This is a genomic window from Bradyrhizobium sp. McL0615 (assembly GCF_049993905.1).
GTDB lineage: Bacteria > Pseudomonadota > Alphaproteobacteria > Rhizobiales > Xanthobacteraceae > Bradyrhizobium.
The window spans coordinates 2,603,684-2,625,702 of the sequence record NZ_CP188254.1; the positions used below are offsets into that span (position 1 = coordinate 2,603,684).

19 protein-coding genes and 1 pseudogene are annotated in these 22,019 nt (G+C 61.9%); 17 read left to right on the top strand and 3 right to left on the bottom strand.

Features of this window, described 5'->3' with window-relative positions:
• Positions 1–179 precede the first annotated feature (179 nt).
• From ACPPVP_RS12525 to ACPPVP_RS12565, 9 genes are all read left to right on the top strand, one after another.
• Positions 180–845, top strand: coding sequence for an HAD family hydrolase (locus tag ACPPVP_RS12525; RefSeq protein WP_426534565.1), 666 nt, complete (start codon positions 180–182; stop codon positions 843–845).
• Positions 845–1,798, top strand: coding sequence for a sugar-binding transcriptional regulator (locus ACPPVP_RS12530; RefSeq protein WP_426534567.1), 954 nt, complete (start codon positions 845–847; stop codon positions 1,796–1,798). The genes ACPPVP_RS12525 and ACPPVP_RS12530 overlap by 1 nt, the downstream gene beginning before the upstream one ends.
• A 195-nt stretch (positions 1,799–1,993) precedes the next feature.
• On the top strand, positions 1,994–3,307 hold the full coding sequence (locus ACPPVP_RS12535) for an ABC transporter substrate-binding protein (protein WP_426534569.1): 1,314 nt from the start codon (positions 1,994–1,996) through the stop codon (positions 3,305–3,307).
• Positions 3,308–3,390: 83 nt separating this feature from the next.
• Positions 3,391–4,263 (top strand): carbohydrate ABC transporter permease, encoded by an 873-nt coding sequence (locus ACPPVP_RS12540; RefSeq protein WP_426534571.1) that lies wholly within the window; start codon positions 3,391–3,393, stop codon positions 4,261–4,263.
• A 3-nt stretch (positions 4,264–4,266) separates the two neighbouring features.
• Positions 4,267–5,097 (top strand): carbohydrate ABC transporter permease, encoded by an 831-nt coding sequence (locus ACPPVP_RS12545; RefSeq protein WP_426534573.1) that lies wholly within the window; start codon positions 4,267–4,269, stop codon positions 5,095–5,097.
• Between the two features lie 16 nt (positions 5,098–5,113).
• Complete coding sequence (locus tag ACPPVP_RS12550) at positions 5,114–6,118, top strand: ABC transporter ATP-binding protein (protein ID WP_426534575.1); 1,005 nt, start codon at positions 5,114–5,116, stop codon at positions 6,116–6,118.
• 52 nt (positions 6,119–6,170) lie between these two features.
• Entirely contained in the window at positions 6,171–6,944 is a 774-nt protein-coding gene (locus ACPPVP_RS12555; RefSeq protein ID WP_426534577.1) for an SDR family NAD(P)-dependent oxidoreductase, read from the top strand.
• Positions 6,945–6,972: 28 nt separating this feature from the next.
• Positions 6,973–8,637, top strand: coding sequence for an FGGY-family carbohydrate kinase (locus ACPPVP_RS12560; RefSeq protein ID WP_426534579.1), 1,665 nt, complete (start codon positions 6,973–6,975; stop codon positions 8,635–8,637).
• Between the two features lie 4 nt (positions 8,638–8,641).
• Positions 8,642–9,592 carry a carbohydrate kinase family protein gene (locus tag ACPPVP_RS12565; RefSeq protein WP_426534581.1) on the top strand — a complete coding sequence of 317 codons (951 nt, stop codon included), beginning with the start codon at positions 8,642–8,644 and terminating at the stop codon, positions 9,590–9,592.
• A 24-nt stretch (positions 9,593–9,616) separates the two neighbouring features.
• Here the strand turns inward: ACPPVP_RS12565 and ACPPVP_RS12570 are convergent, their stop codons facing one another.
• Positions 9,617–10,546 (bottom strand): response regulator, encoded by a 930-nt coding sequence (locus ACPPVP_RS12570; RefSeq protein WP_426534583.1) that lies wholly within the window; start codon positions 10,544–10,546, stop codon positions 9,617–9,619.
• The gene (locus tag ACPPVP_RS12575; RefSeq protein WP_426534585.1) at positions 10,536–13,907 is read right to left on the bottom strand and encodes a hybrid sensor histidine kinase/response regulator; all 3,372 of its coding nucleotides are present in this window, start codon (positions 13,905–13,907) and stop codon (positions 10,536–10,538) included. Before ACPPVP_RS12575 ends, ACPPVP_RS12570 begins: the two co-directional genes overlap by 11 nt.
• 174 nt (positions 13,908–14,081) lie before the next feature.
• On the opposite strand from ACPPVP_RS12575, the gene urtA reads away from it, so the two are divergent.
• The 8 genes from urtA to ACPPVP_RS12615 all read left to right on the top strand — a co-directional run bounded on the left by urtA (position 14,082) and on the right by ACPPVP_RS12615 (position 21,819).
• On the top strand, positions 14,082–15,341 hold the full coding sequence (gene urtA / locus ACPPVP_RS12580) for an urea ABC transporter substrate-binding protein (protein ID WP_426534587.1): 1,260 nt from the start codon (positions 14,082–14,084) through the stop codon (positions 15,339–15,341).
• A gap of 132 nt (positions 15,342–15,473) precedes the next feature.
• Positions 15,474–16,400 carry an urea ABC transporter permease subunit UrtB gene (urtB, locus tag ACPPVP_RS12585; protein WP_426534589.1) on the top strand — a complete coding sequence of 309 codons (927 nt, stop codon included), beginning with the start codon at positions 15,474–15,476 and terminating at the stop codon, positions 16,398–16,400.
• Between the two features lie 19 nt (positions 16,401–16,419).
• On the top strand, positions 16,420–17,565 hold the full coding sequence (gene urtC, locus ACPPVP_RS12590; RefSeq protein ID WP_426534591.1) for an urea ABC transporter permease subunit UrtC: 1,146 nt from the start codon (positions 16,420–16,422) through the stop codon (positions 17,563–17,565).
• A 10-nt stretch (positions 17,566–17,575) separates the two neighbouring features.
• Positions 17,576–18,331, top strand: coding sequence for an urea ABC transporter ATP-binding protein UrtD (urtD, locus tag ACPPVP_RS12595; protein WP_426534593.1), 756 nt, complete (start codon positions 17,576–17,578; stop codon positions 18,329–18,331).
• A gap of 11 nt (positions 18,332–18,342) precedes the next feature.
• Positions 18,343–19,032, top strand: a complete 690-nt coding sequence (urtE, locus tag ACPPVP_RS12600) for an urea ABC transporter ATP-binding subunit UrtE (RefSeq protein ID WP_426534595.1) — start codon at positions 18,343–18,345, stop codon at positions 19,030–19,032.
• A gap of 35 nt (positions 19,033–19,067) precedes the next feature.
• Positions 19,068–20,297 carry a formamidase gene (fmdA, locus tag ACPPVP_RS12605; protein WP_426534597.1) on the top strand — a complete coding sequence of 410 codons (1,230 nt, stop codon included), beginning with the start codon at positions 19,068–19,070 and terminating at the stop codon, positions 20,295–20,297.
• Positions 20,298–20,388: 91 nt separating this feature from the next.
• Positions 20,389–20,736 (top strand): FmdB family zinc ribbon protein, encoded by a 348-nt coding sequence (locus ACPPVP_RS12610; RefSeq protein WP_426534599.1) that lies wholly within the window; start codon positions 20,389–20,391, stop codon positions 20,734–20,736.
• A 42-nt stretch (positions 20,737–20,778) separates the two neighbouring features.
• Positions 20,779–21,819, top strand: a complete 1,041-nt coding sequence (locus ACPPVP_RS12615) for an aliphatic amidase (protein WP_426534601.1) — start codon at positions 20,779–20,781, stop codon at positions 21,817–21,819.
• Here ACPPVP_RS12615 and ACPPVP_RS12620 read toward each other — a convergent pair.
• A pseudogene (locus ACPPVP_RS12620) lies at positions 21,820–22,008 on the bottom strand (cytochrome P450); the annotation flags it as partial.
• Between the last annotated feature and the right edge of the window lie 11 nt (positions 22,009–22,019).

Below are 22,019 nucleotides of genomic sequence, written 5' to 3' on the forward strand. Positions count from 1 at the left end.
GTCTCACCCAACTGGACTCTGCATCCGTGAAACCTGCGTTTTTCGTGGGACAAGCCCGGTGAGCTTCCGGTCGAGGGTTGGTCGAACCGCGACAAGCGCGAAGCGCGTGCCGTGCGGGCTGAGGAGGGTTATTGCCCATTCTCTGAGTATATGCTCTGTTTGGACCGGGAAAACTTGTGATGGTCAGACCCGATCTCATCATTTTCGATTGCGACGGCGTGTTGGTCGATAGCGAGGTGCTGAGCTGTCGCTGTCTGTCCGACACCTTGGCGGGATACGGCATCAGCCTTGACGTCGATCAGGCTCTTGATCTGTTCCTTGGACGAAGCGTGACGGCGGTCTTCCAGCACTACGAAGCGTTGGGACGCCCGATCCCCGAGCAATTTTCGGCCGAGCTGAGGGCAGGGGTTCGAGCGGTGTTTCTCTCGTCGCTTTGCCCGATCGAAGGGGTGAACTCGGTACTGCAGGACTTGCAAATCCCGCATTGTGTGGCCTCGTCCAGCGATGTCGATCGGGTGTCGTTCTCGCTCTCTTTGACCGGCCTCGCACCGTATTTCGGCACGCGTCTCTATACCTCACAAATGGTGGAGCGCGGCAAACCGGCACCTGACCTCTTCCTCCACGCAGCGGAAAGGATGCAGGTGGATCCACGCCGTGCCCTCGTGATCGAGGACAGCGTTAGCGGCGTCAAGGCGGGCAAGGCGGCCGGCATGACCGTTTGGGGATTTGTTGGTGGCAGCCACTATCAATCGCGTGATGGCAAGGCCATTCTGCGCGAAGCGGGGGCCGATCGCGTGTTCGGACGAATGGCGGATTTCTGGCGAACCGACCGGCAAGGAGACTGATGGCGGCATCCGATAACGAGAATTCGCGTCTGGACGAAGCCGCACGGGCCGGCTGGCTTTATTTCATTGCCGGTCACACCCAGGACGAAATCGCCAGGATGCTGAAAGTATCGCGCGCATCGGCCCAGCGCCTGGTTTCACTCTGTCTCGCCGAGCGCCTGATTACCTTTCGTCTCGAGCATCCGATCGCTGCATGCATGGAGTTAGCCGCGCGGCTTAAGGACTTGTTTCATCTGGCATATTGCGAAGTCGTCCCGACCGATCCTGCCGCGCCGTTGTCGGCCGCTGGAATCGCCGAGCGCGCCGGCAATATCCTGGAATCGACGTTGCGTACCGGGAAGCCGACGATCGTGGCGCTTGGCACCGGAAGAGCAGTGCGGGCTGCCGTCGAGCGCGTGTCTCCGATCGACTGTCCGAACCACCAGATCGTGTCGCTGGTCGGAAACATTTCGGCCGACGGCTCGGCCAGCTTCTTCGACACCGTCGGCCGTCTCGCCGACCGGACCAAGGCGCGCCACTATCCGATGCCGCTGCCGTTTCTGATGTCGTCCGAGCGCGAGCGCGACCAGATGCTCAAGATAGATCCGATCGCCCGGGTGAGAGCGGTCGCCGCCAAAGCCGATCTGCGGCTTGTCGGGGTCGGGCAGATGGATCGGCAGGCGCAAGTCCATGTTGACGGGTTCGTCTCGCGCGAAGAGCTGCTGGAGATGATGCGGCTGGGCGCCGTTGGCGAACTGACCGGCTGGGCATTCGACGAGGAGGGGCACCTCATCAAGGGCGGGACAAACCTTCGCCTCACCAGCATTCCACCGCAGGTGCCTGCCGAGGCCCTGACCATCGGAGCGGCGGTCGGCCGTGCCAAGGTTTCGGCCATCAGGGCGGCGCTCAAGGGGCGGCTCCTCAACGGGCTGATCACCGACGAGGCGACCGCGGGCGCCATCCTCAAGTCGTAGCCAACTGAACGGGCTTTCAGCTTCTTCGCGCGCGCGGGTTCCCACCGATCAATCCGGTCTGCGCGCCGTCGAACCGTGTCTTCCCGTCTGCGCGTCGGTGCACAGAGCAATTCCGATCCTTGACAACCTCTGGAGTCGGTGTGAACATAATTGCAAGGCGTGGGCATATGCTCAACGTCACTAAGGGAGGTTATCGTGAAACACGTCCTCGGCGCCCTCCTGGGCGCGGCTACCTTGTTAGGTGCAGCCCCTTCCGTCGCACAGACAACCCTGACCATCGCCACCGTGAACAACGGCGACATGATCCGGATGCAGGCGCTGACCAACGAATTCACCGCCAAAAACCCTGACATCACCGTCAAATGGGTGACCCTCGAAGAGAACGTGCTGCGCCAGCGCGTCACCACCGACATCGCGACCAAGGGCGGACAGTTCGACGTGCTGACCATCGGCACCTATGAAGTGCCGATCTGGGCCAAAAAGAACTGGCTCATTCCGCTCGACAATCTCGGATCCGACTACGACGCCGCGGACCTGCTCCCCAAGATCCGCGACGCCGTCTCGGTATCGGGCAAGCTGTACGCCGCGCCGTTCTACGGCGAGAGTTCGATGGTCATGTACCGCACCGACCTGTTCCAGAAGGCCGGCCTGACCATGCCGGAAAACCCGAGCTGGGATTTCGTGATCGATGCTGCGAACAAGCTCACCGACAAATCCGGCGGCGTCTACGGCATCTGCCTAAGGGGCAAGGCGGGCTGGGGCGAGAACATGGCGCTCCTGACCGCGATGGCGAACTCGTTCGGCGCGCGCTGGTTCGACGAGAAATGGCAGCCGCAATTCGACAAGCCGGAGTGGAAGAAGACGCTCTCGACCTATGTCGATCTGATGAAGGCCGCCGGTCCTCCCGGCGCCAGCTCGAACGGCTTCAATGAAAACCTCGCGCTGTTCAATTCCGGCAAATGCGCGATGTGGATCGACGCCACGGTGGCGGCGTCCTTTGTCACCAATCCCAAGGATTCCCAGGTGGCCGACAAGGTCGGCTTTGCGCTCGCGCCGAATGCGGGGCTTGGCAAGAACGCCAACTGGCTGTGGGCATGGAATCTTGCGATCCCCGCCGGTTCGAAGAAAACTGCCGCCGCCGAAAAGTTCATCGCCTGGGCGACCAGCAAGGATTACACCAAGCTCGTCGCTTCAAAGGAGGGATGGGCCAACGTGCCGCCCGGCACCCGCACATCGCTCTACCAGAATCCGGAATATCTGAAGGTCGCGCCGTTCGCCAAGCTGACGCTGGCATCGATCGACGCCGCCGATCCGAACAAGCCGAGCGTGCAGCCGGTGCCGTATGTCGGCGTGCAGTACGCAGCGATTCCGGAGTTCCAGGGTATCGGCACCAGTGTCGGCCAGCAGTTCTCGGCGGCGTTGGCTGGTTCATCGACGGTGGACGCAGCGCTCGCCGCCGCGCAAAGCGCCACCGAACGCGAAATGAAGCGCGCCGGCTATATCAAATAGCGCGCCACGCCAATCTTGGCTGCCGACCGGCCGGAGCACGGACGGCAGCCACATCTCCCTTCAAGAGATAGCAGGAGGCGGCGATGGCGACGCAGCAAACCCAGGTCCTCGGTAGGGCTCTGCTGACGCCGGCCGTCGCATTGCTGTTCATCTGGATGATCGTCCCGCTGGCGATGACGATCTATTTTTCGACGCTGCACTACAGCCTGCTCGACTCCGAAAACTGGAGTTTCGTGGGGCTGGAGAATTTTCGATACTTTCTCACCGACCCCGCTTTTCTGACCGCCCTGCGGAACACGCTGGTGCTGGTTGGTTCAGTGCTCGCCATCACCATCCTGCTCGGCACGCCGCTGGCGCTGCTGCTCGATCAGCAGGTGGTCGGGCGCAGCATCGTCCGCTTGATGGTGATCGCACCGTTCTTCGTGATGCCGACCGTGAGCGCGCTGATCTGGAAGAACCTCTTGATGCATCCGGTTTCCGGGCTGTTCGCCTGGGTCGCGACGCTGGTGGGCGCAACGCCGATCGACTGGTTCAACGATGTGCCTTTGTTTGCGGTGATCCTGATCGTGGCCTGGCAATGGCTGCCGTTTGCCACCCTCATCCTGCTGACGGCGCTCCAGTCGCAGGACGAAGAGCAGAAGGAAGCGGCCGAGATGGACGGGGCGAGCGCGCTTTCTACCTTCATCTATCTCACCTTGCCGCATCTCGCGCGGCCGATCACCGTCGTCATCCTGATCGAAACAATATTCCTGCTGACCGTGTTCGCCGAGATCTTTGTCACGACCGGCGGCGGCCCCGGCCTTGCGACCACCAATATCGCATTCCTGATCTACCAGCAGGCGCTGGTCCAGTACGACGTCGGCAACGCCTCGGCTGGTGGACTGGTCGCGGTCGTGATCGCCAATATCGTGGCCTTCTTCCTGGTGCGGATCGTCGGGCGGAATCTGGAGACGTAGGCGATGGCACGCAAGGTAACGGCGAGACGCGTATGGGTGTCGACTGCGGCCGTGTGGCTGTTCGGATTCCTGATTTTCCTGCCCATCCTGTGGATGGTGCTGACGAGCTTCAAGACCGAGCTCGAGGCGTTCTCGATGCCGCCGAAATTCCTGTTGTTTCACTGGACCACTGAGAACTATGCGACAGTGCAGGAGCGCAGCGATTACGTGCATCATGCGCTCAATTCGATCATCATTGCCGGCGGCTCGACGCTGATTGCGATGATCATTGCGATTCCGGCAGCCTGGTCGATGGCGTTCGCGCCGACCAAGCGCACCAAGGACGTTCTGCTCTGGATGCTCTCGACCAAGATGATGCCGTCGGTCGGCGTGCTGGTTCCGATCTATCTGATCTTTCGCGATTTTGGGCTGCTCGATACGCGCGCCGGTCTCGTGATGATTCTTTGTCTCGGCAATCTGCCGATCGTGATCTGGATGCTCTTCACTTACTTCAAGGAAATCCCGAAAGACATTCTCGAAGCGGCGCGGATGGATGGGGCGACCATCGGGCGCGAACTCGTCTATGTACTGACGCCGATGGCTGTGCCCGGCCTCGCCTCGACGCTGCTGCTTAATTTCATCCTGGCGTGGAACGAGGCGTTCTGGACGCTGAATCTTTCGACGCTGGAGGCAGCACCGCTCACAACGTTCATCGCATCCTATTCGAGTCCTGAAGGCCTGTTCTGGGCAAAACTGTCGGCCGCCTCAACGCTCGCCATTGCGCCGATCATCATCCTCGGATGGTTCACGCAGCGGCAGCTTGTCCGCGGGCTGACCTTCGGCGCGGTCAAATAGCAGGGGAACAGAGATCATGGGCCAGATCACGCTGCAGGGAGTCCGGAAATCTTTCGGGCCGGTCAACATCATCAAGGATGCCAATCTGGATATCGAGGACGGCTCCTTCGTGGTGTTCGTCGGGCCTTCCGGCTGCGGGAAGACGACGCTGTTGCGCCTGATCGCCGGGCTTGAGGACGTCACCGGCGGGCAGATCCTGATCGACGGCAAGAACGTGGTGGATGTGCCGCCGGCCAAGCGCGGCCTGTCGATGGTGTTCCAATCCTATGCGCTCTATCCGCATATGAGTGTCCGCGGCAACATCGCGTTCGGCCTGAAGATGGCGGGCCTGCCGCGCCCGGATATCGACCGCAAGGTGGAGGCTGCTGCCGCCACACTGAACCTCACCCCCTACCTGGACCGCAAGCCGCGCGAGCTATCCGGCGGACAGCGCCAGCGCGTCGCGATCGGGCGCGCGATCGTGCGCGAGCCCAAGGCGTTTCTGTTCGACGAGCCGTTGTCGAATCTCGATGCGGCGCTGCGGGTCCAGATGCGTCTGGAGGTGACAAAACTGCAGAAGCAGCTTGCGACCACCGCCATCTACGTCACCCATGACCAGGTCGAGGCCATGACGATGGCCGACAAGATCGTGGTGCTGAACGCCGGCCATATTGAACAATACGGCTCGCCACTCGAGTTGTACGAACATCCGGCAAACCTGTTCGTCGCCGGTTTCATCGGATCGCCAAAGATGAATTTTGTATCCGGCGAGGCGGCAGGCGAGCCCGACGTCGCCACGCTCGGCATTAGGCCCGAGCACCTGAGGATCGGCAGGGAAGGAGAAGGTTGGCTCGGTACCGTGTCGGTCGCCGAGCATCTGGGCAGCGACACCTTCCTCTATGTCGACGGGGGCAGGCTCGGCCTGCTGACGGCGCGCTGCATCGGAGAATTCAAGTTGAAGGCCGGCGACCGCGTATGGCTTTCGCCGGACCCAGTCCGGCTGCACCGCTTCGACAAGGACGGCGCGGTGATCAGGACATGACATGAGCGGTCGGCGCGCGGCGCCGCGATAGGCAAACAGGAAGAACAAGACGATGTATCTGGAAAAATTCAAGCTTGACCGAAAGACGGCCCTGGTGACGGGCGCCGGCCAGGGAATCGGGCTTGCCTGTGCGGAAGCGCTGGCCGAGGCGGGCGCAAAGGTGCTGATCGCGGACCGCGACCCCCAACTTGCCGCGGCCGGTCGTGCCAGCCTGAAAGCGAAGGGCCTGGATGCCGAGATCATCATCATGGATGTGACGGACTCACGCCGTGTTGACGAGGTCGCCGACGATCTGGCGTCCCGCCACGGCGGCATCAATATCCTGGTCAACAATGCCGGCATTGCGCGGAGCGAGACACCGGCCGAGAAGGTGGCGGACGAACATTGGCTCAATGTCGTCGACGTCAATCTCAACGGCACCTTCTGGTGCTGCCGGGCCTTCGGCAAGCATATGCTAAACGCCAAATCCGGTTCCATTGTGAACATCGGGTCGATGTCCGGCTTCATCGTCAACAAACCGCAGGAGCAGTGTTACTACAACGCCTCGAAGGCCGCGGTGCACCATCTCACCAAATCGCTCGCGGCCGAATGGGGCGCCCGTGGCGTCCGGGTCAACGCGGTGGCGCCCACGTATGTCACAACCCCGCTCAACGCATTCGTCAAAAGCAACCCGCGGATGTACGATGCCTGGATCGGCGGTACGCCGATGGCGCGGATGGGGGAGGTCGATGAGATCGCATCGGTCGTTCTGTTTCTGGCGTCTGACGCCGCCAGCCTGATGACTGGAAGTATCGTCCTCGTCGATGGGGGTTATACGTGCTGGTGAGCTGGCGTTGAACTGAAGCGGGGTTGCGATGCGGCAGGCCTTCATCGGCATCGACGTTGGAACGTCGAGCGCGCGCGCCGGCGTGTTTGACGAGAACGGAGCTTTGCTGGCGACCGCCCGGCATCCGATCACGGTGTGGCACGAAGCGGGCGGTGTCGTCGAACAGTCGTCGTCCGAGATCTGGTCAGCATGCGCCGCCTCGGTTCGCGCCGCGATGCGGGAGGCAGCCATTCCGCCTTCCGCGGTCAAGGGTCTCGGTTTTGATGCGACCTGCTCGCTCGTGGTGCTTGACGCCGGCGGCCAGCCGCTGACGGTGAGCAGTTCCGGCGACGAGCGACGGAACGTCATCGTCTGGATGGATCATCGCGCGATGAACGAAGCGCGCGAGGTGAACGAGACACAGGACGAGGTGCTGCGCTATGTCGGCGGCTCGATCTCGCCGGAAATGGAAATTCCCAAACTGCTCTGGCTGAAGCGGCACCTGCCGTCGACCTACCGGTCGGCGGGTCATTTCTTTGACCTTGCCGACTATCTTTCGTTCCGTGCCACCGGATCGACGGCGCGATCGATCTGCACGGTGGTCTGCAAATGGAACTATCTCGCCCACGATCGGTGCTGGAGCCGCAGCTATTTCGAGCGCGTTGGTCTTGGCGACCTGGTCGCCGACCAATATGCGAAAATCGGAACGGAGATCGTCGCGTCCGGCACGCCGCTGGGTGCAGGTCTGACGAAATCCGCGGCAGATGATTTCGGCCTCCTCGAGGGCACGCCGGTCGCCGCGTCGCTGATTGACGCCCACGCCGGAGGCGTGGGCACGATCGGCGGGCGCGGGAAGTCGGGTGAAGAGGTCGATGTGCGCCGTCGTCTTGCCTACATCATGGGAACCTCGGCCTGCATCATGGCGACAACGCCAAAGCCTTGTTTCGTCCCGGGCGTCTGGGGCCCTTACTATTCGGGAATGGTGCCGGGGTTCTGGCTCAACGAAGGCGGACAGTCCGCCGCCGGTGCGGCCATCGATCACCTCATCAGGTCCCATCCCGCCTATAACGAGGCCGTCGCAACTGCGCGTTCCGCCGGCATGGAAGTTCTCGAATTTCTCGAACGGCGCATCGTCTCACGCGCCTCAAGCCTGGGTGAGGCGGCGTTGCTGGCCCGCGACATCCACGTTCTGCCCGAATTTCTCGGCAACCGGTCACCCTTCGCCGATCCCTATTCCCGCGCGGTGGTTGCAGGCATGGATCTCGACGTCGACATCGGCTCGATGGAGCGACTGTTCGTGGCCGGGCTGTGCGGGCTTGCCTATGGTCTTGCCGATGTCGTCGAAGCTTTTCGATCGCACGGCGTGGACAGTGATATGATGGTGATCAGCGGCGGCGCGGGACGAAGTCCGCTGGTTCGCCAGATCATGGCGGATACGACCGGCCTGACCGTTGCGGTCCCGGAAACGCAGGAGCCCGTCCTGCTCGGCGCTGCCATGCTGGGCGCGGTTGCGGCGAAGTCTTGCAGGTCAATCGGTGAGGCGATGGCCTCAATGTCGGCGATCGGCCGGCTGAGCGAGCTGACACCGCCGGGATTGACCGATTTCCACCGGACAAAGCGGCGAGTTCACGGGATGATGCGAAAATTCGAGCGAGACAGCCGTGATGCGATGCAGGGGATCGCATCGGTCGCCGGACTTGATACGAAGAACTAGAGCCATGCTGCTGAGCTGTGGAGATGCCCTGGTCGATTTTCTGCCGGTCAAGTCCGTGGATGGACGCGACGCGACCGTGCCGGTTGTCGGGGGTTCTTGTCTCAACATCGCTGTCGGCATGGCGCGTCTCGGCGCGCCGGCAGGGTTTGTGGGCGGCGTCTCGAGCGATCTCTTCGGCCGCATGATTGCCGATCACGCGTCGGCCTCGCAGGTCGACCTTCGATATGTGACGCGCAGCGCGCATCAGACGACGCTCGCGTTTGTGCGCCACGTGGGCGGCGAGCCGCACTATGCGTTCTATGACGAGGCAACGGCGTCCCGAAACTGGACCTACCAGCGTGGCTCCATCCCTTTCGGCGAGATCGAAGCGGTTCATGTCGGATCGACCACGCTTGCCAACGACAAGGGGGCGGCCCAGGCGCTGGCGATGATTGAAGACGCAGGCGGCTCGACCACGATCTCCTTCGATCCGAATTGCCGGCCCAATTTGGTGGGGGACAAGGCGCGCTACGTCGATCAGATGAATGCATTTGCCGCGGCGGCAGACATCGTTCGGATGTCGGATGTCGATTTTGAATTTCTCTACGGTGGGAACGACTACGATGAAAAAGCGAGGTCGCTGATCGAGGCCGGTGCAAGTCTGGTCGTCGTTACGAGTGGGGTCCATGGCGCCCAGGCCTGGCACAGCAAAGCGGGGCTGGTGAAGGTCGAGGCGCCCGCAACAAGTGTGGTGGATACCATCGGGGCAGGCGACAGCTTTCAAGCCGCCCTGTTGTTCGCTGTACGCGCGATCGGCAGGATCAAGTGCAGCACGCTGGCGCAACTGAACTCCGACGAGCTTGGTCGTGCGTTGTCGTTTGCGTCGACTTGCGCGGCCTTCACATGCGGGCGCGCCGGAGCCGATCCACCACGCCAATCCGATGTCGGCCCGGCATTGTCGCGTCTTTTGAGCTGACATGTCGGAGGAAGAAATGTTGCGTCAGGATTTTCGATGCTTCGCGTCCACCGCGATCGCAGCCGCTGCGGTGCGGTTTTCGACGCCGAGTTTTGAGTAGATCTGCTCGAGGTGCTTGTCGACGGTGCGCGGGCTCAAGCCCAGAATTTGGGCGATGTCGCGGTTGGTCTTGCCCTTCGACAGCCACGACAGCACTTCGCCCTCGCGCGTCGTCAGGCCAAGCTCGCTGGAGAATTCCGCCGGCGTCTCGGTGCCGGAATCCTTTGCAAGCCGCAGCAGGAATTCGTTGCTGCCCAGCCTGCCCATATATTGCAGCCGGAGCTGTTCGTTGCCGGGAAGCGCGGTCATGATCGCGGCTTTCGATCCGGCCTTGCCCTTGCGGGCCTGGTCCAGCCATAGCGGGATCGGGTCGGGCAGCACGACAGCGTCGTCGCTATCCGGGCTAAGCGCATCCGACAGCAATTTCTGCGCTTGGGGCGTCGCCCACATGATCTTGCCAACGCTGTTGACGGCGAGCAGGTAGCGGCCGGAAACGTCGAGGGCGGCGCGCGCGCTCTGGGTCAGCCGCGCATTGGCGAGGTGGACGCGGATGCGTGCCAGCATCTCCTCCACCGCAATCGGCTTGGTGACGTAGTCGACGCCGCCGGCCTCCAGGCCGCGCACGATATGCTCGGTTTCGGCCAGCCCGGTCATGAAGATGATGGGAACGTGTTCGAGGCCGGCGTCGCGCTTCAGTCGCTTGCAGGTTTCAAAGCCGTCCAACCCGGGCATGACGGCGTCGAGCAGGACGATGTCGGGCGTGATCTGGTCGACGATCCGCATCGCCGCCGCGCCATCCAGCGCGACCATGACCGTCATGCCGGCGCCGTCGAGCGCGTCGGTGAGCAGCCGCAGCGTCTCCGGCGAATCATCGACGATGAGTGCGACGTCGCGCTTTTTGGATTCAGTGATCATAGCTGTGCAGTGTTTTCAGGGTCGCCATGTACTGATCGAGATCGAAGCGATCGATCAAGGTACGCATTTGCGACACGAAGTCGGTATGTTCAGGATAATCGCTCCCGATCTCGTCGAGCTTGACCTGGATCGCTCTGATATAACCGAGTTGCCCGAGGCCGATCAGTTCCTCGACATATTTCACCGGTGGCCGCGATCCCGTTTCCGGTTTCCAGCGCGGCTGGGGTATTGGCTCGGCCTCGTACTGCCATTCGATCTTGAGCAATTGCCGGATCGTCTCCACCAGCTTGGGAATATCGATCGGCTTCATCAGATAGCCGTCGTGAAACGGCTGCGCCAGCGGCGCGCCATGCGCCTCAAGTGCGCTCGCCGACACCATCAGGATGCGGGCCTGATGATGGCCGCTGGCGCGCAACGTTTCAGCCACCGTCCAGCCATCCATCCCCGCCATCGAGATATCCAGCAGGAACAGATCGGGCCGGCAGTGCTGCGCCAGCGCCAGGCAGCCGGGTCCGTCGGGCGCGCTCAGAAGAATAAAACCGAGCGGCGCCAGCACCTCGCGCAAGAGGTCGCGGTGGGTCGGATCGTCATCGGTAATCAGGATCGTTTTGCGCGGGCCGTGATAGCCGAAGATCGGCGCCTCCACCGGCGCGATCCTTGTCGGATTGGTGACCTCAGACAGCAGGATCTTGACGCGGAAAATGCTGCCGGTGCCGACCTGGCTCGTCACCCTGATATCGCCGCCCATCACGCCGGCGAGCAGCCGGCTGATGGTCAGCCCGAGACCGGTGCCGGTCTGCGGCTGCGACACGCCGAGTGCGCCGCGCTCGAACGGCGCGAAGATGCGTTCGAGATCGCTTGCCTGGATTCCGGGGCCGGTATCGATAACCTCGAACTCCGCGACCGGGCTGCGGTAGTGCACGACGAACTGCACGCTGCCGGTTTGTGTGAATTTCAGCGCATTCGATAGCAGGTTGATCAGAACCTGGCGCAGCCGCTTTTCGTCGGCATAGACGACGACGGGCAGTACCGCAGGCCGCTTGAAAACGAAGTCAATGCCCTTGGCGACGGCCTGAACACGAAACATCCCGACGAGCTGGTCGAGGAATTCGCTCAGGCGCACCTCGTCGCGCGAGAGATAGAGCCGGCCGGCCTCGATCTTGGAAATATCCAGAATGCCGTCGATCAGCCCGGACAGATGGTCGGCGCTGCGCCGGACCACGCGCACCTGGTCGCGCGGCTTGGTGGCAAGGCCGGAATCCTGCTCGAGCAATTGCGCATAGCCGGAGATAGCGTTCAGCGGCGAACGCAGTTCATGGCTGAGCCCGACCACATAGCGGCTCTTGGCGAGGTTGGCGGACTCAGCCACTTCCTTGGCGCGTTGCAGCTCGGCGTCGGTGCGCTTGTGCGCATCGATTTCCTGGATCAAAAGCGTGGTCTGCCGTCGCGTTTCCGCCTCCGCCGCGCGGCGGCTCTGTTGCGCCAGCACGAACAGCCACGCCACCACGCCGATGATGATGGTAAGTGCGAAGAACACCTTCCACAGCACGTCGGACAGCAGCAGATTGTCCACCGCCACCGTCGCCGACGTTTGCAGATAGATCAGCCCGAGTATCAGCCCGACGAGGCCGGCGGATACTGCGAACACCCCGACATAATGCCCGAACTGCGAATTGATCCGGGCGTAGACCGGCGCCGGCAACATCTTGCCCAGCGTCTCCGACACCTGCGCGCCGATCCGCGCATGCGGCTTGCACAGATCGTGGCAGCGCGCGTCGAGCGAACAGCACAGCGAACAGATCGGGCCGGCATAGGCGGGGCAGGAGGCCATGTCCTCGGGCTCGAACGAGTGCTCGCAGATACAGCACTGGATCGCTTCGAGGTTCTGCCAGCTACGTTTGGGTTTGCGCGCGATGTAATATTTTCCGTCGGTCGCCCATGCGATCAGCGGCGCGGTGATGAAGGCAACCGCCAGCGCGACGAAGGCCGAGAGCGCCTTCGCTGTCGGTCCGAACAGGCCGTAGAACGCCGAGATCGAGACGATGGTCGCGATCGTCATGGCGCCGACGCCGACCGGATTGATGTCATAGAGATGTGCGCGCTTGAACTCGATGTGCTGTGGCCGCAAGCCGAGCGGCTTGTTGATGACGAGATCGGCGACCAGCGCGCCGACCCACGCAATCGCGACGTTGGAGTAGAGCGCCAGCGTCTGCTCCAGCGCCTTGTAGACGCCGATTTCCATCAGCAGCAGCGCCACCATGACGTTGAACACCAGCCAGACCACGCGGCCGGGATGGCTGTGCGTCAGCCGCGAGAAGAAGTTCGACCAAGCGATCGAGCCGGCATAGGCGTTGGTGACGTTGATCTTGACCTGCGAGAGAATGACGAAGGTGCCGGTCAGCGCCAGCGCCAGATCAGGCTGCGAAAGAACGTAGCGGAATGCTTCGAGATACATGTGCGCGGGATCGGCCGCCTGTTCGTTGGTGACGCCGTGGCTGAGCGCGAAATAGGCGAGGAAGGAACCGACGAGCAGTTTGAGCGCTCCGAAAATGATCCAGCCGGGGCCGGCGCTGAGCAGGGCGATCCACCACGAGGTTCGCGAGGTGCGGCGGTCGCGCGGCAGAAACCGCAGGAAGTCGACCTGTTCGCCGATCTGCGCCACCAGCGAAAACACCACTGAGGCGGCGGTGCCGAACAGCAGCAGATCGAGATGGCCGCTCGCGTCGCCATGTTCGCCGGCGAATTTTCGCCATTCAGTGAACGAATGCGGGTTGGCCCAGGCGATCGCCACGAAGGGAAGGATGTGGAGCACGACCCAGAGCGGCTGCGTCCATAGTTGGAAGCGGCTGATCAAGGTGATGCCGTAGGTCACCAGGGGAATGATGACGACGGCGCTGATGAGATAGCCGATCGGGCGCGGGATGCCGAAGCACATCTCCAGCGCGGCCGCCATGATGACCGCTTCGAGCGCGAAGAAGATGAAGGTGAACGAGGCGTAGATCAGCGAGGTGATGGTCGAGCCGATGTATCCAAAGCCGGCGCCGCGGGTCAGCAGGTCGATATCGATGCCGCATTTAGCGGCATGGTAGGCAATCGGCAGGCCGCAAAGGAAGATGATGACGCTGACGACCAGAATGGCGGCGGTGGCGTTGGTTGCGCCGTAATTCAGCGTAATCGTGCCGCCGATCGCCTCCAGCGCCAGAAAAGAGATGGCGCCAAGGGCCGTATTGGCGACGCGGGCGGCCGACCACCGCCGGGCGCTCTTGGCGGTGAAGCGCAGCGCATAATCTTCCAGGGTTTGGTTCGCAACCCATTGATTATATTGGCGTCTGACGCGGTCGATCCGCTGCCGCCCTGCCACTGCGATGCTCCTGCCCGTTTCAGCTGACCCCTGCGTAGCCAGCAAGCCCCGTACCAAAAATCTACGTCGCTATTTTGCGGTGCAATATACGCAATCCCACGTATCTGTGCAGTGCACAAATCCGGGTCATCCTCGCCTGACCAATAAGCGTTCTCGAACAAAAATGGGGTGCTCATGTCAGACGAACCAAACAAGGGCCTGCAGTCGCCGCTTCGCCGCAAACTGCTGATGGGCGCGGCGGCCCTCCCGCTCATTTCGATGCTTCCCCGGCCCTCATTCGGAGCCGGTCCTGCCACCGCTACGGTCAACACCACGGGGCTGGCGGTCACCGATACGGAAGTCACGGTCGGCATCCTGCACTCGGCCACCGGCACGATGGCGATCTCGGAAACCGGTTCGATCCAGGCCGAGAAGCTCGCCATCGAGCAGATCAACGCCGCCGGCGGCGTGCTCGGACGCAAGATCAAGTTCATCCAGGAAGACGGCGCCAGCGACTGGCCTACCTTTGCGGAAAAGGCCAAGAAGCTTCTCGTCAACGACAAGGTCGCGGCGATCATGGGCTGCTGGACCTCGGCATCGCGCAAAGCGGTGCTGCCGGTCATGGAGCAGTACAACGGCATGCTCTACTACCCGACCTTCTATGAAGGTCTCGAGCAGTCCAAGAACGTCATCTACACCGGCCAGGAAGCCACCCAGCAGATTCTCGCTGGGCTAAACTGGATCGCCAAGGAGAAGGGCGCCAAATCGTTCTTCTTCATCGGTTCGGATTACATCTGGCCGCGCACCTCGAACAAGATCGCGCGCAAGCACGTCGAGAACGTGCTGAAGGGCAAGGTCGTCGGCGAGGAATATTACGCGCTCGGGTCTACCCAGTTCAATTCGGTGATCAACAAGATCAAGCTGACCAAGCCCGACGTGATTTTCACCGACGTGGTCGGTGGTTCGAACGTTGCCTTCTACAAGCAGCTCAAGGCGGCCGGCGTCGACCTGTCGAAGCAGGCGCTGCTGACGATCTCGGTGACCGAAGACGAAATCGACGGCATCGGCGGCGAGAACATCGCGGGCGCCTATGCCTGCATGAAGTACTTCCAGTCGCTCGACAACGCCAACAACAAGGCGTTCGTCGCCGCCTTCAAGAAGATGTGGGGCGAGAAGACCGTGATCGGCGACGTGACGCAGGCCGCCTATCTCGGCCCGTGGCTGTGGAAATTGACGGTCGAGAAGGCGGGCAGCTTCGACATCGACAAGATCGCAGCCGCCTCGCCCGGTATCGAATTCAAGGGCGCGCCCGAAGGCTACGTGCGCATCCATGAAAATCATCACCTCTGGTCGAAGACCCGCGTCGGCAAGGCCAAGCTTGATGGCCAGTTCGAGCTGATCTTCGAGACCGCCGACCTGGTCGAGCCCGATCCGTTCCCGAAGGGCTACCAGTAAAGGCTGCGGCACTTCCCGCAATCTCTCCCGAGCAACCGCTCCCTGGCGTGGACCGTCAATCCGCGCTCACGACCCCGCGTCGCGAATCCGTTCGCGACGCGGGGACCTTATCCCCTCGACGGAGAAAGTCAGATGTTCGGCGAATATTCGATTGGCGATCTGGGCTCCATCTTCGTCATGCAGGGTTTTGCGGGCCTGATCCTGTTTTCCGTCTACGTGCTGATGGCGCTCGGTCTTGCGATCATCTTCGGCCAGATGGGCGTCATCAACATGGCGCACGGCGAGTTCATGATCCTCGGTGCCTACGTCACTTGGATGACGTCGAACGTGTTCCAGAGCTATCTGCCGAGCCTGTTCAGCGGCTATTTTTTCCTCGCGATGCTGCTGGCATTCCTGGCCTCCGGCGCGCTCGGCATGCTGGTGGAATGGGTACTGATACGTCACCTCTACAAACGGCCGCTCGACACGCTGCTCGCCACCTGGGGCCTCAGCCTGATGCTGCAGCAGGCCTATCGCTCGATCTTCGGTGCGCGTGAAGTCGGCGTCGAGCTGCCGCAGTGGATGCTGGGATCGCTGAAGGTCACTGACTCGATCGAGGTGCCGATCAACGGCGTCTTCGTGATGGGCCTGACCGTGCTGATCACCATCGTGGTCGCCTATGTCATGTACAAATCGCGCTGGGGCCGCCAGGTCCGGGCCGTCGTGCAGAACCGCATCATGGCCGGCGCCGTCGGCATCAACACCGCCAAAGTCGATCGTTATACCTTCGCGCTCGGCTGCGGCATCGCCGGCGTCGCCGGCAGCGCCTTCACCATGATCGGCTCGACCGGGCCGACGTCAGGCCAGCTCTACATCGTCGATACCTTCCTGGTGGTCGTATTCGGCGGCGCCGCGAGCCTGCTCGGCACCATCGCATCGGCCTTCTCGATCTCGCAGACACAATCGACGCTCGAATTCTTCATGTCGGGATCGATGGCAAAGGTCCTGACGCTGCTAGCGGTTGTCGGAATTCTCATGCTGCGGCCGCAGGGTCTGTTCGCCCTCAAGGTCCGCAAATAACAAGAAGAGGGCTGAAGGCATGACCGACAATCGCTTTACCAATCGATCGGAGCTGATCGGGATCCTGGTGCTCGCCGTCTTCCTGGTGGTGATCCTGCCGCTCTGTCTCGATGTCTTCAGGCTCAACCTCGTCGCGAAATATCTCACCTATGCCTTCGTGGCGTTGGGGCTGGTGATCTGCTGGGGCTATGGCGGCATCCTGAGCCTGGGGCAGGGCGTGTTCTTCGGTCTCGGCGGCTACTGCATGGCGATGTTTCTCAAGCTCGAGGCATCGAGCGTTGAGAACACCAAGATCCAGTCGACCCCCGGGATTCCCGATTTCATGGACTGGAATCAGATCACCTCGCTGCCGTTGTTCTGGAAGCCGTTCCACAGCCTCACCTTCACCATCGCCGCGGTCATTCTGGTGCCCGGCATCTTTGCCCTGATCATCGGTGCGGCGATGTTCAAGCGCCGCGTCGGCGGCACCTATTTCGCCATCATCACGCAGGCGGTCGCGGCGATCCTGACCATCCTGATCGTGGGTCAACAGGGCTATACCGGCGGCATCAACGGCATGACCGATCTCCGTACGCTGAAGGGCTGGGACATCCGTCCCGACCAGGCCAAGATCGTGCTCTACTTCTTCGAGGTAGGCCTGCTGTTCGTCTGCATCTTCATCGCCCAGTTCATCAGGCATTCGAAGCTCGGCCGCATCCTGGTCGCGATGCGCGACCAGGAGGACCGGGTCCGCTTCTCCGGCTACAGCGTCGCCAACTTCAAGATCTTCGCCTTCTGCGTCGGCGCCATCTTTGCCGCCATCGGCGGCGCCATGTTCGCGCTGCAGGTCGGATTCATGTCGCCGTCCTTTGTCGGCATCGTGCCGTCGATCGAGATGGTGATCTATACCGCGGTCGGCGGTCGGCTCTCGATCCTGGGCGCCGTCTACGGAACCATGCTCGTCAACTTCGCCAAGACCAGCCTTTCGGAATCATTCCCCGAACTCTGGCTGTTCGGCCTCGGCGGACTGTTCATCGCCGTGGTGCTGGCTTTTCCGAACGGCCTCGCCGGTATCTGGGGGGATCATGTGCAGCCGCGGATCGACCGGCTGATCGCTTCGCGCAAGCCGAAGTCCGGCGCCGGCTGGACCGACAGCTCCGTCGCCGACGGCGCGCCGGCAGAGTGAGGGGGACATCATGCTGATTGGTCACCAACCCAAACCTTTCCTGCTCGCGGTCGAGGGCCTCACGGTGTCCTTTGACGGGTTTAAGGCAGTGAACGATCTCTCCTTCTATGTCGAGGAGAACGAGATCCGCGTCATCATCGGTCCCAACGGCGCCGGCAAGACCACGGTGCTCGATCTGATCTGCGGAAAGACCAAGGCCACGTCAGGCTCGATCGCGTTTCGCGGCAAGGAGCTGACGAAGCTGAAGGAGAACCAGATCGTCAAGGCCGGGGTGGGGCGCAAGTTCCAGACGCCGTCGATCTACGACGATCTCACCGTGTTCGAGAATCTGGAAATTTCGTTTCCGCGCGGGCGCACCGTGTTCGGCGCGCTGACGTTCACGCGCGACGCCGTCGTGCGCGACCGCGTCCATGAAGTCGCGGAAATGATCTTTCTGAAAGACCGCCTCGACATGAGCGCAGCCCTGCTCAGCCACGGGCAGAAGCAATGGCTCGAGATCGGCATGTTGCTGATCCAGGACCCGGATTTGCTGATGCTCGACGAGCCGGTGGCCGGCATGAGCGTGAGCGAGCGCTCCAAGACCGCCGAACTCCTCAACCGCATCATCAAGGATCGCTCGGTGCTGGTCATCGAGCACGACATGAAATTCGTCGAGGACATCGCCCACAAGGTCACGGTGCTGCATCAGGGCCAGATCCTGTCGGAAGGCACGATGGACAAGGTGAAGAACGATCCGAAGGTCATTGAAGTGTATCTGGGGCACTAAGGAGCAGGGGCATGCTGGCAATTTCGGATCTCCACGTCGCTTACGGCCAGAGCGAGGTGCTGCACGGCCTCAACGTGTCGGTGGCGCCCAACGAGATCGTCGCGATCATGGGCCGCAACGGCATGGGCAAGACCACGCTGATGAAGTCGCTGATGGGCATCGTGCCCACCAAGAGCGGCTCGGTCAGCATGGAGGGCGCTGAGCTTAGCGCGCTGCCGAGCTACGATCGTGTCGCCAAGGGTCTCGCCTATGTACCGCAGGGCCGCATGATTTTCTCCACCATGACGGTAAAGGAAAACATCGAGACCGGCCTGGTCGTCTCCGGCGGTTCGGAAGTGCCCGAAGACATTTACGAGCTGTTTCCGGTGTTGCTGGAAATGAAGAACCGCCGCGGTGGCAATCTTTCCGGCGGTCAGCAGCAGCAACTGGCGATCGCACGCGCGCTCGCCACCAAGCCGAAGGTGCTGCTGCTGGACGAGCCGACCGAGGGCATCCAGCCGTCGATCATCAAGGAGATGGCGCGCACGCTGAAACGCATTCGCGACGAGCGCGGCCTGTCGATCGTCGTCTCCGAGCAGGTGTTGAGCTTCGCGCTCGATATCGCCGACCGCGTGCTCGTCATCGAGAACGGCGAGATCGTCCGCGACGACCCGCGCGACAGCGTCGATGCCGCGCAAGTTTCGAAATTCCTGTCCGTGTAAACTCGTAACTGCTGTTCTAAAAAGGGGAGCTATCGATGCCAGAGACACTGATCAAGGTCGATCTTTCGAAGTCGGCCTACGACAACGACATGATCCACAATCGGTGGCATCCCGACATTCCGATGGTTTCGTGGGTCAACCCGGGCGACGATTTCATCATCGAGACCTATGACTGGACCGGCGGCTTCATCAAGAACAACGATTCCGCCGATGACGTGCGCGACATCGATCTGTCGATCGTGCACTTCCTGTCCGGCCCGATCGGCGTCAAGGGCGCCGAGCCCGGCGACTTGCTGGTGGTCGACTTGCTCGACGTCGGTCCGCTGAAGGAAAGCCTGTGGGGTTTTAACGGCTTCTTCTCCAAACAAAATGGCGGCGGCTTCCTGACCGACCACTTCCCGCTGGCGCAGAAATCGATCTGGGACATCAAGGGTCTCTACACGTCGTCGCGCCACATTCCCGGTGTGAATTTTGCCGGCCTGATCCATCCCGGCCTGATCGGCTGTCTGCCCGATCCGAAACTGCTCGCGACCTGGAACGAGCGCGAGACGGCGCTGATCGCGACCAACCCGACGCGTGTCCCGGGCCTTGCCAATCCGCCGTTCGCCGCGACTGCCCACGCCGGCCGCGCCAAGGGTGAAGCCAAGGCCAAGGTCGGCGCAGAGGGCGCGCGCACCGTGCCGCCGCGCGAGCATGGCGGCAATTGCGACATCAAGGATCTGTCGCGCGGCTCGAAGATCTTCTTCCCGGTCTATGTGCCGGGCGGCGGTCTCTCGATGGGCGATCTGCATTTCAGCCAGGGCGACGGCGAGATCACCTTCTGCGGCGCGATCGAAATGGCCGGCTGGCTGCACCTGAAGGTCGATATCATCAAGGATGGCGTCGCCAAATACGGCATCAAGAATCCCGTGTTCAAGCCGTCGCCGATCACGCCGAACTACAAGGACTATCTGATCTTCGAAGGCATCTCGGTCGACGAGGCCGGCAAGCAACATTACCTCGACGTTCACATCGCCTATCGCCAGGCCTGTTTGAACGCGATCGAATACCTGAAGAAGTTCGGCTATTCCGGCGCGCAGGCCTATTCGATCCTCGGTACCGCGCCGTGCCAGGGCCACATCTCGGGCGTGGTCGACGTGCCCAACGCCTGCGCCACGCTGTGGCTGCCGACGGAGATTTTCGACTTCGACATCATGCCGTCGTCGGCAGGTCCCATCAAACACATCACGGGCGATATCCAGATGCCGATCTCGCCGGACAAGTGATTCTTGCGCGAGAAGGATGCGGGACGGCCTGCGTGCCGGCCGCCTCGCATCCGCTGCCTGACTACGAAGACAAATCGCGCGAGGAAACCAGATGCCCGTCTACGAATATCTCTGCAACGATTGCGGCCCGTTCACGGACATGCGGCCGATGGCCGAATGCGACGATCCGCAGGACTGCCCGCGCTGCGAGACTGAATCGCCGCGCGTGATCCTGACCGCGCCGGCGTTCTTCTGCATGCCGTCGGACAAGCGCAAAGCCATGGCTACCAACGAGCGCAGCGCCCACGCGCCGAAGACATCAGCCGAATACAAGGCCGCGCATGGCCCCGGCTGCGGCTGCTGTTCGACCGGAAAGAAGAAGCCGGCCAGGCTGATGACCAAGAGCAGAAGCGGAGCCAAGGGGTTTCCGACCGCCCGCCCATGGATGATCAGCCACTGAAGCGCGATCCGTCAAACCCGAACCAGAACAAGAGGCGATCCAATGCTCCACGGTGACATTTCCTCAAGCAACGACACGGTCGGCGTCGCAGTCGTCAATTACAAAATGCCGCGGCTGCACACCAAGGCCGAGGTGCTCGACAACGCCCGCAAGATTGCCGACATGATCGTCGGCATGAAGCTTGGGTTGCCAGGCATGGATCTCGTGATCTTCCCGGAATATTCCACCCACGGCATCATGTACGACTCCAAGGAGATGTACGAGACCGCCTCGCAGGTCCCCGGTGCCGAGACGGAAATCTTTGCCGAAGCCTGCCGCAAGGCAAAAGTCTGGGGCGTGTTCTCGCTCACCGGCGAGCGCCACGAGGAGCATCCGCACAAGGCGCCGTACAACACCCTGATCCTGATGAACGACAAGGGCGAGATCGTCCAGAAGTACCGCAAGATCATGCCGTGGGTGCCGATCGAAGGCTGGTATCCCGGCAATTGCACCTATATGTCCGAAGGCCCGAAGGGCCTGAAGGTCAGCCTGATCATCTGCGACGACGGCAACTTTCCGGAAATCTGGCGCGACTGCGCCATGAAGGGCGCCGAGCTGATCGTGCGCTGCCAGGGTTACATGTATCCGGCCAAGGAACAGCAGATCCTGATTTCCAAGGCGATGGCCTGGGCCAACAATGTCTATGTCGCAGTCGCCAATGCCGCGGGCTTCGATGGCGTCTATTCCTATTTCGGTCACTCCGCGATCATCGGCTTCGATGGCCGCACGCTGGGCGAGACCGGCGAGGAGGAGTACGGCATCCAGTACGCGGCACTGTCGAAGAGCCTGATCCGCGATGCGCGCCGCAACGGACAGTCGCAGAACCATCTCTTCAAGCTGCTGCACCGCGGCTATACTGGCATGATCAATTCCGGCGAAGGCGCGAAGGGCGTCGCGTCCTGCCCCTATGACTTTTACAAAAAGTGGATCGACGATCCCGAAGGCACGCGCGAAATGGTCGAGGCGATGACCCGGCCGACGGTTGGGACTGACGAGTGCCCGATCGACGGCATTCCGAACGAGAAGACGGGAAGCAACTACTAGCTAGCGCCGTAGCGTGACCGGAATTTCCCAAGGGCTGCGCACGGTTCCTATCGACCATTTAACGACCGCGCCGGGGCTCAGTACAAAATCAGGAAATTTGGCGAGCCATTCCTCAAGCGCGACACGGATTTCCGTCCTTGCGAGCGACGAGCCGATGCATCGATGGATGCCGAGGCCGAACGCCGCATGACCGCCGCCAA

Excerpts from the sequence above, each read along its gene's own strand:
- ACPPVP_RS12525 (WP_426534565.1), top strand. The coding sequence starts at position 180 with ATGGTCAGACCCGATCTCATCATTTTCGATTGCGACGGCGTGTTGGTC.
- ACPPVP_RS12530 (WP_426534567.1), top strand. The coding sequence starts at position 845 with ATGGCGGCATCCGATAACGAGAATTCGCGTCTGGACGAAGCCGCACGG.
- ACPPVP_RS12540 (WP_426534571.1), top strand. The coding sequence starts at position 3,391 with ATGGCGACGCAGCAAACCCAGGTCCTCGGTAGGGCTCTGCTGACGCCG.
- ACPPVP_RS12545 (WP_426534573.1), top strand. The coding sequence starts at position 4,267 with ATGGCACGCAAGGTAACGGCGAGACGCGTATGGGTGTCGACTGCGGCC.
- ACPPVP_RS12550 (WP_426534575.1), top strand. The coding sequence starts at position 5,114 with ATGGGCCAGATCACGCTGCAGGGAGTCCGGAAATCTTTCGGGCCGGTC.
- ACPPVP_RS12555 (WP_426534577.1), top strand. The coding sequence starts at position 6,171 with ATGTATCTGGAAAAATTCAAGCTTGACCGAAAGACGGCCCTGGTGACG.
- ACPPVP_RS12560 (WP_426534579.1), top strand. The coding sequence starts at position 6,973 with ATGCGGCAGGCCTTCATCGGCATCGACGTTGGAACGTCGAGCGCGCGC.
- ACPPVP_RS12565 (WP_426534581.1), top strand. The coding sequence starts at position 8,642 with ATGCTGCTGAGCTGTGGAGATGCCCTGGTCGATTTTCTGCCGGTCAAG.
- ACPPVP_RS12570 (WP_426534583.1), bottom strand. The coding sequence starts at position 10,546 with ATGATCACTGAATCCAAAAAGCGCGACGTCGCACTCATCGTCGATGAT.
- urtA (WP_426534587.1), top strand. The coding sequence starts at position 14,082 with ATGTCAGACGAACCAAACAAGGGCCTGCAGTCGCCGCTTCGCCGCAAA.
- urtB (WP_426534589.1), top strand. The coding sequence starts at position 15,474 with ATGTTCGGCGAATATTCGATTGGCGATCTGGGCTCCATCTTCGTCATG.
- urtC (WP_426534591.1), top strand. The coding sequence starts at position 16,420 with ATGACCGACAATCGCTTTACCAATCGATCGGAGCTGATCGGGATCCTG.
- urtD (WP_426534593.1), top strand. The coding sequence starts at position 17,576 with ATGCTGATTGGTCACCAACCCAAACCTTTCCTGCTCGCGGTCGAGGGC.
- urtE (WP_426534595.1), top strand. The coding sequence starts at position 18,343 with ATGCTGGCAATTTCGGATCTCCACGTCGCTTACGGCCAGAGCGAGGTG.
- fmdA (WP_426534597.1), top strand. The coding sequence starts at position 19,068 with ATGCCAGAGACACTGATCAAGGTCGATCTTTCGAAGTCGGCCTACGAC.
- ACPPVP_RS12610 (WP_426534599.1), top strand. The coding sequence starts at position 20,389 with ATGCCCGTCTACGAATATCTCTGCAACGATTGCGGCCCGTTCACGGAC.
- ACPPVP_RS12615 (WP_426534601.1), top strand. The coding sequence starts at position 20,779 with ATGCTCCACGGTGACATTTCCTCAAGCAACGACACGGTCGGCGTCGCA.